Below are 5232 nucleotides of genomic sequence, written 5' to 3'. Positions count from 1 at the left end.
GCACTGGAGTGTTATCGTCCACCTCTGAAAGTGCCCTTGTATCTAGACAAAGGTTATACAGGTCAGTGGTTACATGATGAACTGGTTGCTTTGAACTACATTCCCCATGTTCAATCACGTGCTGAAGAGGCTGCGAGCTTGAAACAATCGGATGATTTTAAGGCTCATCGTTGGGTTGAGGAGCGAACTCATAGCTGGCTAAACCGTTATCGTAGATTGCTTGTTCGTTGGGAAAAGAAAATCGAAAACTACGAGGCCATGTTGCATTTTGCTTGTGGCCTCATTGTTTGGAATAAATCCCTTTTGGGATAGGCTCTAAGTTGGATAGAGGCCAGTTATCCAACTTATTAGCGATATTAAAAAGTCTATCTCTCTTCCAAAACCTTAGCTATCGCTGAGTCTAACTTATCTTGCATTTCTTTAGACAAGCGCCCGAACTCATAAGAGAAATTACGGCCCTTCACGCGCTTGCGGGCAAACATGCCTTTGCTATCGAATTGGGCGAGGGGAGTGACTTCCGCTTTGTCTGACTCTTTCTTCGTTTCTGCGACTTTTAGCTCGGCTTTGATAGCAGAAACAATTGCGTCTTTCTGATCCTCAAGCGAATATTCAGCCTGAATATTGACAAGACTTTTCTCAATTTTCTTTACGAAGCCAGAAATCTGTTTTTTATCTTCACAGGTCTTCATCACCTTATCTAGCAAGGCATAGTCCGGATGTGAAAGGGCATTTACAACTGGAAATAGCTTAACCAGCTTCTCGTCTATGTTGGCAGCTTTCATCGCTTTGCTTACACCTGCCTGACTAAGCCCAACTTGCTTGGCAATCTCAGCTTGAGTTATCTCTGCGTTTGCCGATTTGATGGCAATACATTGTTGTCCAATCTCACGCAGATTGTGTTCTTTAGCCGTTTGTAGCTGCTTAGATAGAGCCTTCGCATCACTGACAGAGATTTCATCCTGAGTGACAAGGATACGGAACGTTTTAATGCGGCCTTCTTGAAGTAAGAACCAAGCACGGCGGCGAGAGCCATCCAACACATCAATCTTGCCTTCAATTTCTCGACCTACTGCCGGATAGAACTGTTGAAACTCCAGCGAATTTAGATCAGAGAGGGACTCTGCAGTAAGAAGCGATTGATCGCGTCCATTCACATCGAAAGTAACAAACGTTTCATCTCGAACTTGCTCGAATGACAGTGTCACTTCGTTAAACGTCGCAGTATTACCTGATGCTAGCTGCCAAACCATGCTCTGGTCGACAGATTCAAAACCAAACTGTTCTCGCAAGTACTCAGCGGCATTGGTGCCTGCTTTATCCAGCTCTGCCGTCAATTGCTGCGTTAAAGTGGTCAGGTTCGCTTTAGCCGCTGATTGCTGTGCTTCTTGAGAACCTGGTGCGTTACCTAAAGGGCTACCGCCGCGTTTTTTCGCCATTATGCTTGCTCCTGTTCGCGCCACACATTAAGAATGTCACGCTGGATTTGACTGGTTACCTCATACCCGTTTTGTTGTGCCGTTTGGAACGTCGACTTACTTTTTGGGTACTCGCTCTTCGACATATCAAAAACGGTTGAAAGAAGGGAAGAGGCTTGTCTGATGGCTTCGCTGTGTTTGAACTCCTTAGAGTACAAGTAAGGAGCAAAGTGGTCGTAAAGACTGTTCATCAACTCAGTTGTAGTCGAGCTGTCACGATGGTTGGTAAGCAAGATCTTCATGAAGTCGTACCCATCATGATTCGCATTGGTTAGCAGCGCCCATACTTGCGGAATGTAGCTGAAGTATGAACAGGTCGCATCGATGTCGTTCTCCGTAATCGATAGCGGGAATACCACGCTGGTTGCGGCAAAGTAGGCGTTGTAAGTTGCGTAACCTAGTGATGGCGGTGTATCGATGATGATGATGTCGAATTCATCTTTCACTGCATCGATGATCTCAGCCAAGATAGAGTAGGGGGATGGTAACTTATGGCTGAAGACTTGTTCATGGAACCAGCCTTCAATCGCTCGGTCACTCTGCGCTGCTGGCAGAATTCGCAAGTTAGGAATGGTGGTTTCTAGGAACGCTTCCGATACCGCTTGCTCAAACGTTTCACCCTCATCCAAGTCAAAGTTACGCATAATGAGATCGCCCACAGACAAGTTGCCTTCCTGATCTGCCTCTGGCGCGTAATACATAGAGAGCGTCGCTTGGCCATCCATATCGATTAAGCCTACACGGTATTCTTGATGGAACTCTGTTGCTAAACCAGATGCGACAGTCGCGGCAGACACGGTTTTACCAACGCCGCCTTTCTGGTTTTGAATAACGATGACTTGCGCTGATTGCTGTTCGCTACGCGAGAACTTTGGCTCTTTACGCAATGCCTCTGGCAACAAGTCACGTACACGGTACATTTCCGCAATATCAATCGACCACTGAGAGTCTTCATGACGACGAGGATCAATCTCCGCTGCAGTTACGTATTTATCCAACGTTTTAGCATCGATGCCTAAGTAAGCGGAGGCTTCTGCGCGGGTAAAATTGCGTAACTCTTTGCGATGATTCGCCAGTAAGCGCTGGTTGCGGCGCTTAATGTAAGCATCGGCTCCTTGCTTAAGGGATTGAAAGTGTGACGTGGTTTGTTGAGTATCCATTTCTGCCTCCATGTAGGAATTAGAAATAGTATATCCCTTAGTTTTTAATTCGTGTAGTCAAAATTAAGAGATTTGTATGTTTTTTGTCATTTTTTGGATGCTGCCTTCGAAAGGCCAAGACTAAAAAACCACCATAAGGTGGCTTTTGATATGATTACGCTTGGATAATCTCACTCGATATCTGACTGTTAGAACAGTTGTCGAACTACCGCCGTCATACTTACATGAACATTAGCCTCACCATCACTGTACATCTTTTCCGTATTTAGAATCGTGGGCTTATCCCATTCTAGCAGCGTTTGGTTAGTTAAATGTTTAGTGATTGGCAGCTCGATCTCTAGTTCTTTTCTAGCTGCGATAGGGAATGCTAGGTCATAGCTGAACCATACACCTTTTTGTTCCGGGCGCAGTGGGTTTTGCCAAACAGAATATCCGCTGTTACAAACATCATCGGCAAAGTTACACATTTCAAAGCTAGCTTCTAATGGCAGCTGTGACACATACAGTGAAACAGTGAAGTTTTGGTACTCTGGAGCAGCGTCAGAGTTGTGATAAGTCAGTTCAATTACGCTGTTTGCGCTTTCTTTAGAGCCGATATCCACGTAGTTCATAGTCGGTTCTTCTGGCCGAGAAGTACACCCGAGCATAAGAAAAGAAAATGCTGTTGCTAGAATGAGTCGTTTCATAAGTTTCCTTTTTACTGTATAAAAACACAGAGTATAAACTTAAGCTTTATAAATGAGGCAAATGTTTTCATGTAATCAACGCCTTGGGGTGATATTAACTTCAGCACTTAACCTGAGGCAAATCTGTCCAACATGTCGTGTACTGCGGTGTCAGAAGCTGACGCCGCATTTGCCACTTTTGCTCAATGCCTTGAGCGCCAAGGAATACCGTGTTCTGGCCATAACGTTGATTTAGGCCATCAAACACCGACATCAACGACGAGTTGTTTGGCGTAGGGTTAAATAAATCCGCTTGCTCTTGCCGCCCGTCGACTAAATCCAACAGGCCAACGCCCACCTTGTAAAAGCGTACACCTTCAGAAAAGAGAGAGTGGGTTAGCTCAGAGACCACCTTGGTGATCTGCGTTATATCGGCCGTCGGGTAGGGGAACCGGTGCACGACTCGCCGACTGTAAGACACATCATCAAACGGTGAGCTTGATGCAAAGCACATCAACACCTTACACAAGGAGTGCTGCTTTCTGGCTTTGCGTGAGGCAATGCCAGCATGATGGCACAAGGCTTGGCGCAACGAGGTTTCATCCTCTATCCGTTCGCCAAAGCTGCGCGTAGAAAAAATCTGCTTTTTGTCTGCTCTCGCCTCATCCCACTGCTTACAAACTTGGCCGTTAAGCTCGCGCACTGTACGCTCTAACTCTACGTTAAACACCTTGCGTGCTAATGGAGCCGGGTACTTGGCCAGTTGCAATGCGGTGGTGATACCTAGTTGCTTTAGGTGGGTGGTGAGCCGTTTGCCGACGCCCCACACATCACTCACGGCCAGCTGCGCGAGCACACTTTCTCGCTCGGTTACACCATCAAGCACGCACACACCATTAAACCCAGCGATCTTCTTGGCGGCATGGTTGGCGATTTTGGCCAGAGTTAACGTCGGCCCCATCCCGACACAAACGGGTAACCGGCATTCACGCCACACCGATTTTCTGAGCATTTGGCCATGCTCACGGAGACACGGGATCGCCGCTGTGGTTCGCTCAAAAGAGAGGAAAGATTCGTCAATAGAGTAGATGTGCTGCTCTGGGGCAAATCGGCCAATGACTGCCATCATCTTGCTCGACAAGTCTGCGTATAGCTCATAGTTAGAGGAGAGGGCAATAACGCCGCGCTGCTCGCACAGTGCCTTCATCTGAAAGTAGGGTTTAAATTTCTCGATCCCGCACTCTTTGGCTTGGCGGTTCGCGGCGACCACACAACCATCGTTATTGGAAAGTACCACGATAGGCTTACCACGCCACTCTGGGCGGAAGACTTGCTCTGCGCTGCAGTAAAACGCGTTGGCATCAACTAGGGCGAACATTACGCCTGTCCCAACAAATGACTGGCTCGGTGACAGCGTATCGAACGTATGACGACACCCTCAACCGTGAAAATATCACAATCCTGCACCAGAACCGGTACATGGTTAGGGTGAGCAGAAAGCAACTGACGGTGCTTGATATCAATCAGCTTACAAACGAACTCGCCGTTTAGATTAGCGACAATCACATCCATATTATTCAAGGTGACATGGCGATCGACAATCAGAATATCGCCATCGAAAATCCCCACGCCTTGCATCGAGTCCCCGCTTGCCCGGCCCAAAAAAGTCGCGCTTGGGTGCTCGATCAATAACTCATCCAAATCGAGCGAGAGTTGGCGGTACTCTGCAGCTGGTGACTCAAAGCCGGTGATGCCAGCACGGGCTGAAATAGGAATAACGCTCATAAATAACACTGTTTATATATACAGTGTTATTATGGGTAAAAAGAGCCTTAAGTGCAAGTGATAGGTTGGGGGATGTAGGTTGATCTGGCATCTTAATGTTTAATGTGTTAATTCAATTTATTGTTTTAAAGTAAGCGCTCCATAAAA

The 5232-nt window shown here is 46.8% G+C and carries 5 protein-coding genes and 1 pseudogene; 1 reads left to right on the top strand and 5 read right to left on the bottom strand.

Features of this window, described 5'->3' with window-relative positions:
• Nucleotides 1-312 (top strand): annotated as a pseudogene (locus tag KIV40_RS04855) (IS5/IS1182 family transposase); the annotation flags it as partial.
• A gap of 53 nt (nucleotides 313-365) precedes the next feature.
• On the opposite strand, the gene KIV40_RS04850 reads toward KIV40_RS04855, so the two are convergent.
• From KIV40_RS04850 to KIV40_RS04830, 5 genes are all read right to left on the bottom strand, one after another.
• Nucleotides 366-1436, bottom strand: coding sequence for a ParB family protein (locus KIV40_RS04850; RefSeq protein ID WP_285348105.1), 1071 nt, complete (start codon nucleotides 1434-1436; stop codon nucleotides 366-368).
• Nucleotides 1436-2635 carry a ParA family protein gene (locus KIV40_RS04845; RefSeq protein WP_285348104.1) on the bottom strand — a complete coding sequence of 400 codons (1200 nt, stop codon included), beginning with the start codon at nucleotides 2633-2635 and terminating at the stop codon, nucleotides 1436-1438. The genes KIV40_RS04850 and KIV40_RS04845 overlap by 1 nt, the downstream gene beginning before the upstream one ends.
• Before the next feature lie 188 nt (nucleotides 2636-2823).
• The gene (locus KIV40_RS04840; protein ID WP_285348103.1) at nucleotides 2824-3321 is read right to left on the bottom strand and encodes a hypothetical protein; all 498 of its coding nucleotides are present in this window, start codon (nucleotides 3319-3321) and stop codon (nucleotides 2824-2826) included.
• 100 nt (nucleotides 3322-3421) lie between these two features.
• Complete coding sequence (locus KIV40_RS04835) at nucleotides 3422-4678, bottom strand: Y-family DNA polymerase (RefSeq protein ID WP_285348102.1); 1257 nt, start codon at nucleotides 4676-4678, stop codon at nucleotides 3422-3424.
• Nucleotides 4678-5085, bottom strand: coding sequence for a translesion error-prone DNA polymerase V autoproteolytic subunit (locus KIV40_RS04830; protein WP_285348101.1), 408 nt, complete (start codon nucleotides 5083-5085; stop codon nucleotides 4678-4680). The genes KIV40_RS04835 and KIV40_RS04830 overlap by 1 nt, the downstream gene beginning before the upstream one ends.
• Nucleotides 5086-5232 lie beyond the last annotated feature (147 nt).

The sequence above is a fragment of the Vibrio sp. D173a genome (assembly GCF_030248475.1).
The sequence above is the reverse complement of the archived record's forward strand: the minus strand, read 5'-3'. Positions and strand labels throughout refer to the sequence as shown.